The organism is Bartonella tribocorum, from assembly GCF_002777915.1.
In the GTDB taxonomy this organism is placed as follows: Bacteria; Pseudomonadota; Alphaproteobacteria; order Rhizobiales; family Rhizobiaceae; genus Bartonella; species Bartonella tribocorum_A.
Genome location: NZ_NJGE01000043.1, coordinates 1 through 5,453, shown reverse-complemented (window position 1 = coordinate 5,453; position 5,453 = coordinate 1). Strand labels below are relative to the sequence as shown.

Sequence of the window (5,453 nt, the reverse complement as noted above, 5' to 3'; positions counted from 1 at the left end):
AAAGACTGATAAAAAGAGTGGTATTGTCAATGATGCCAATCGCTATGCTGTTGAAACCGTTGGCAACCCTGCTTATCCATTGGAATTGTTTCAAAGGGTTATTACCGTAAGCTTAGAAACAATGAAAATCGTTAAAAACTTACCAAATTTGGTATTAAGAGAAACTGAATAACTTATAAAGCATGCTCACATAATGGGTATGATAAACGCATAAGGGGTATAGAGCTTATAACCATAATCTATACCTCTCTTGTTAGGTTGATTAGATACAATCCTAATATGCATTATTCTAAAAGATAAAGCTTGCATTTTTAAACACTGTACTTTGGATTGCTTTAAGACTTTTAAGAAATCCCATCTTAAAGTGAATTAGATTTTTTTACATTGCCTTTAAGAGATTATACTGTAATCTAAAATGAGTGCTTTATTGTTCTCAAAAGCTTTGTTTAAAGAGAGTTATATATATTCATTTTGCTTATAGGTTTTGAAGGTGTAAAAACCGTCAACCCCCCCTCAAAACGTATATTATTGGTTGAATTTAGAGGTTGTGTTATCAATATGGGTTGTTTTTTAAGGTCTATAAAATCTTAACACATTGAAATATAATGTTTTTACTTTTTATCGTTTTTTTACATAATAGCAGCAACCCTCAAAACTCAAAACCCCGTCAAAACTCATAACCATAATGATCTTGATAGCATCTCTTATGAGTTATAAGCTATCTTTTGAAAGGTTTTAAAGGGTCACATGCTTTCATAAAAGCACGTTGTAATCAATTCTCTAAATCATAAGGTTATCATTCAAAAGAACTGACAAAATTCATAAAAAGGATTTTGATAACGTAATCAGTTTTTACTTTCATACGCTTTTCATAAGACACGCTTTAATCACTCACTTTTGTCGGTTCAATTTACTGACACATAACTGACAAGTTTTAATCAACTCACATCATTGATTATCTTTAAAGATTGTATTCTTGATATGGGTTGTGTTTTAAAGACATTAACCTATTGATATATAATGTTTTTAGTTTTTACGCATTTAAAAAGAATAATAGAGGGTCTAAAAAGGACTGACAAAACTGACAACACTGTCAAAAGCCTATTAAAAGGGATTTTTCTAATCTCTATAATTATCAATCTCTCTTTAGATATTTTCATAACAGTCTATAAATCGTAATTATCCTATATCCTATTTATCGTTTCTCTTATGAAAATGAAAAATGATGCCATGGCTATAAAGAACATAACAGTTATAAAGAATGCGTAAAAACAGCAAGGTCTTATATTCATAATGCAAATGAAAGGGTTGGTTATAAGAGCGCGGTGCCTATTAAGATAGTGCAAATGATAAATGCGTTATAAACAAAATTCACAAAAAAATTTAAATTCATTTAGTGAAAAAATTGATAGGCTATAAAGTTAAAAAAACGCATTATGAGAGCGTTTCTAAATATTATAAATGTATAGATTCAAAACATAACGCAATCGTTTAAGAAAGCCCATAATATAGATTTAAACATATATAAATATAAAAGAAGCAATTCATAAGCACATGATAACATTAATATATAATGCAATTTAAAAAATACAAAAAAATATCAAAAAAGATAAAATATTAATTGACAATAAATACGTATTTTGTTATATAAATAATCAAGTGATCAAAACACTTGTGATTAGCGGATAGGTTACGAAACAGCCTCTCCCATGCCTTTTAAAATACTGACTTTCTTTTATGCTTTTGTTAGTATATGAGAGTTTTGTCGGGTGTAGTTACGCCATAAAATACCCCTATGGGAAAAGCGTAACAACGGACTAATCACCGTGTTTTGAACGCCCGACGCCCTTTATAGGGTGTCAATTTCAAAACAATTTTGATTAGAAAGAATTTAAAATGAAAAATTCCCAAAATACAATTTCCTCTAACATTGCAAATGAAACCGCATCTGTTAATAAACAAGAGCCTGCAAAAAAATATGAACTTACTAATGAAACCCGTGTTGTTAACGGTGTTACTTTACACCGCATACGTGCTTTAAAAGATTTTGATGATGTTAAGGCTGGTCAATTGGGGGGCTTTATTAAAGATGAGAGTGATCTGTCTCATAAAGGCAATTGTTGGGTTTATGATGATGCTATGGTTATCCAAGCAAGCGTTTCCGAAAATGCAAAAATACGCAATAATGCTTGTGTTGTGAATTATGCTAGGGTTTATGGCAATGCCGTGATTAGTGATAAGGCATGGGTTTTGAGTAATAAAGCACATGTTTATGACAATGCGGTCATTAATGGCAATGCAAAAATTGGAGGCTATGTTTTTGGCAATGCCGTTGTGAGTGATAATGCCGTTATTACAGAGGGGGCTCTTATTCACGATAACGCCCGCGTTTATGAAAATGCTCAAGTGAGTGGGCTTGTGTTTAATGATGCCCATGTCTATGGAAAATCACGCCTTGCTGCGTGGTCAAAAGCTTATGGCAATGCTCATGTTTTTGATAAGGCTATAGTTTATGGCGGTAGCAATATTTATGACAATGCTAAGGTTTCTGGCTCGGCGCGTGTTGGTCCCTGTGCAAACATTCATGATAATGCTCATGTGAGTGGCAAGGCACAAATTTGCCAATTTACAACGATTTATGGCAATGCTGTGCTTAAAGAAAATAAGAAATTTTCTGAAGATGTCTGTGGTGTTGATCAGGATATAAATAACGCTGCGTAAATAACATAATGGCGCGGGCGCGGCGGGGGCGCCCCTCTTTAAAAATCTCATTCTAAAATTTATCAAATATAAACTTAGGGAGTTACCTATGTCCACTATAACTGTATCTAAAAAATATGAATTAACTAATGAAAATCATACTTTTGAAGGGATTACTATACACCGCATTCGTGCTTTAAGAGATTTTGATGATGTTAAGGCGGGGGCATTAGGTGGTTTTATTGAAAATGAAAGCAATCTCTCTCATGATGGGAATTGCTGGGTTTATGATAATGCTGCCGTTTTTTGCAATGCCATCGTTTCTGATAATGCAAAAATACATCATGATGCCATTATTGCTAGGGGGTCTAAAGTTTATGGGAATGCTGTGGTTTGTGATAAGGCATGGGTATTCGGTCATGATGCTAGCATTTATGACAATGCAAAAATTAGTAACAATGCTAGGATCTGTGGTCTAGTTTATGGCAATGCCATGGTTTGTGATAATGCTAATGTTTCTCCTAGTGCACATATTTATGATAATGCCCGTGTATATGAAAATGCTCATGTGAGTGGCTTTGTTTATGGGAATTCCCATGTTTATGGTAAATCACGCATTTATGGGGGGGCGTGTATTTATGGCAATGCCCATGTCTTTTGTAATGCTTGGATTAAGAGTTTTGCAAGTATTTTTGATGATGCAAAGGTTTCTGGCTCGGATCGGGTGGGGTCCTTTGCAAGAATTTATGAAAATGCAAAGGTCTATGGTAAATCCAATATTGATCATGATGTACAAATCTATGGTAATGCCGTGGTTAATAGCCGTGAAAAAATTACGAATGATATCTGTGATGATAATCAGTCTATAAAAGACGCTGCGTAAATAATGCGCGGGCGCGGCGGGGGCGCCCCTTTTAAACATTTCATTTTAAAATTTAAATCTCTTTATAAAGGAAGTGTGTTATGCAAAAAAAGTTTGCACTCACAAATGAAACGCGTGTATTTGGTAATCATACCCTTTATCGTATCCAAGCATTAAAAGACTTTTCTGATGTTAAAGCTGGTGCCTTGGGGGGCTTTATCGAAAAGGAAGATAACCTCTCTCATGATGGCAATTGCTGGGTCTATGATGATGCCATTGTATTTAAAAATGGTCACGTTTATGAAAACGCAAGGGTTTTTGGCAAGGCTGTCGCTTGTGGTCATATCTATGGTCATGCCCGCGTTTATGATAATGCTATCGCTGCTGGCTATATTTATGATAATGCGCATGTTTATGGCAATGCCGTTGTTTCTGATAATTCCCATGTCTATGGCAATGCTCATGTGTATGGCAAGGCTATTATTTATGATAATGCCTATGTTTATGACAATGCTAGGGTTTATGAAAACGCGCGTATAGCAAATGACGTGCATGTTTTTGAAAATGCTCATATCCATGGCATTGCTGTTATTCGTGAAAATGTCGGCGGCTCTACTAAAATTAAAACCTATACTGAACGTCTCTCTCCTTATGGCGAGTTAGAAATTGTCTGGGTTTAATCAATAAAGCAGCGGCGGGCGCGGCGGGGGCGCCTGCTTTCCAATCCAATTTTCCATTTCAAATTTTATCAACTGTTTATCACATTAGATTGTGAGGGTACTCCTATGTGCAAAAAATACGAATTAACCAGTGAAATAAAAAAAATCAAACATGCTCTTACGCGAAATATCACAAGCCTTTATCGCATTCGGGCTTTAAGAGATTTTGATGATATAAAAGCGGGTGCTTTAGGCGGTTTTATCGAAAAGGAAGTCAACCTCTCCCATGATGGCAATTGCTGGGTCTATGATGATGCTTGTGTCTATGGTCATGCCCGTGTTTATGATGATGCAAAAATACGGCATTATTCTCAAGTCTGTGGTCTCGTCTATGGCAATGCTGAGGTCTATAGCAAGGCTTTTATCTCTCAATATGCAAAGATTTATGATCAGGCTTGTGTTTATGGGAGTGCTCATGTGTATGGCAATGTTTATGGCAATGCTCATGTGAGTGGTGCTGCCCGCGTTCTTGCTGATGCTCATATTTATGACCATGCGCATATTTCTTATGATGCTACGGTTTTTAGTTATGCACGCGTCTATGGTCATGCTAGGGTTTGTGGCTCTGCTTGCATTTATAGCCATGCCAAAATTTATAATTATGCTGTGATTAATGGTCGTGCAAAGATTTATGGCAAGGTCTATGGCAATGCGCGCGTGGGGGGCTCTTGTGAGGTTTATGGATCTGTCTATGGCAATGCAAAAATCTCACATTGTGCAACGATCTGGGGGCGTGCTTATGGAAATGCAACAATCAATACAAAAAGCAAAGCAAAGTTGGTTCCAAAAAATTGTGAGGTTTATCAAAGCGATAATGTCGTTAAGATTATTGATAAAACAGAATAAAAATAGGTATGGGAGCGCCTTCTTGATGGTTATAAACCCATCATAAAAGAGAGAATGCAAAAAAAAGCCGTGCCAAATGATATGACGCGGCTTTCTAAGAATGATTCTTATGATTAAAATAACCACCTACAATTACAATGGAGTAATGAATGCGTATATACAAAATGTATCATATTACAAGTGCTCTATTAAAAATATGAAAACTTATCAAAAGGAACGTAAATTATGCATATGATCTTTAATCACTCTTTTGAATGAGAATGTCTTTATCTTAAAGAGATGCATTTAAAACAAAGCCCATAATCAAGATGCTTCTTTAAAACATT

General features: G+C 35.3%; 4 protein-coding genes. All 4 read left to right on the top strand.

The window, feature by feature from the left end; all coding sequences use genetic code 11:
• Positions 1-1,896: 1,896 nt before the first annotated feature.
• The 4 genes from CER18_RS09345 (at position 1,897) to CER18_RS09330 (ending at position 5,127) form a co-directional block, all read left to right on the top strand.
• Positions 1,897-2,721: a hypothetical protein gene (locus tag CER18_RS09345; RefSeq protein WP_100129706.1), complete on the top strand. Its 825-nt coding sequence runs from the start codon at positions 1,897-1,899 to the stop codon at positions 2,719-2,721.
• Between the two features lie 88 nt (positions 2,722-2,809).
• Positions 2,810-3,583, top strand: coding sequence for a hypothetical protein (locus CER18_RS09340; RefSeq protein ID WP_100129705.1), 774 nt, complete (start codon positions 2,810-2,812; stop codon positions 3,581-3,583).
• Positions 3,584-3,663: 80 nt separating this feature from the next.
• Positions 3,664-4,242, top strand: coding sequence for a hypothetical protein (locus CER18_RS09335; protein ID WP_100129704.1), 579 nt, complete (start codon positions 3,664-3,666; stop codon positions 4,240-4,242).
• Between the two features lie 105 nt (positions 4,243-4,347).
• Positions 4,348-5,127, top strand: coding sequence for a hypothetical protein (locus tag CER18_RS09330; RefSeq protein WP_100129703.1), 780 nt, complete (start codon positions 4,348-4,350; stop codon positions 5,125-5,127).
• The last annotated feature ends 326 nt before the right edge of the window (positions 5,128-5,453 follow it).

Excerpts from the sequence above, each read along its gene's own strand:
- CER18_RS09345 (WP_100129706.1), top strand. The coding sequence starts at position 1,897 with ATGAAAAATTCCCAAAATACAATTTCCTCTAACATTGCAAATGAAACC.
- CER18_RS09340 (WP_100129705.1), top strand. The coding sequence starts at position 2,810 with ATGTCCACTATAACTGTATCTAAAAAATATGAATTAACTAATGAAAAT.
- CER18_RS09335 (WP_100129704.1), top strand. The coding sequence starts at position 3,664 with ATGCAAAAAAAGTTTGCACTCACAAATGAAACGCGTGTATTTGGTAAT.
- CER18_RS09330 (WP_100129703.1), top strand. The coding sequence starts at position 4,348 with ATGTGCAAAAAATACGAATTAACCAGTGAAATAAAAAAAATCAAACAT.